At 59.0% G+C, this 424-nt stretch carries 1 protein-coding gene; it reads right to left on the bottom strand.

The genetic code is table 11. From position 1 onward, the window contains the following. On the bottom strand, positions 1 to 424 hold a 424-nt coding region (locus M3666_RS16440), incomplete at both ends, for a hypothetical protein (protein WP_251155820.1).

The raw sequence follows: 424 nt of genomic DNA, 5'->3' as shown, positions 1-424 counted from the left end.
CATCTGGCCGCCCGTGAAGTACAGCATTTCGTTCACGTAGTTGGCCAAAAGGTGTCCCGGGCACAGCACGATGTAGGGCGCGCACCGGTTGTGCAAAATCTCGATCAGGATGTCGGTGATGAGCAGGAGCGACTTACCGCCGCCCGCTTGAACAGGAAGCAGCGCAAACAGCGGACTGTCGCGCAGAATGTTCCGTATTTTGAACTGGTGCGGAAGCAGCCCGACTTTGCGCATAGCGTCGAGCAACGGGATACCGGAGACCTTCCAGTCAGGGTCTTCTCCCTGCGTCATCGCCGTCATCCGCAGCTGGTTATCGGCCGCACGCAGTTCGGCCATGCGCGGCCCATATTCCGTGACCATGATCAGCCAAGGCAGCATTTCACTAACGGTGCGCACCGAGTATTCGAGGTAGACCGCAGGAAGG

Origin of the sequence: Curtobacterium sp. ODYSSEY 48 V2 (assembly GCF_023712625.1) — a bacterium.
GTDB lineage: Bacteria > Actinomycetota > Actinomycetes > Actinomycetales > Microbacteriaceae > Curtobacterium.
The sequence above is the reverse complement of the archived record's forward strand: the minus strand, read 5'-3'. Positions and strand labels throughout refer to the sequence as shown.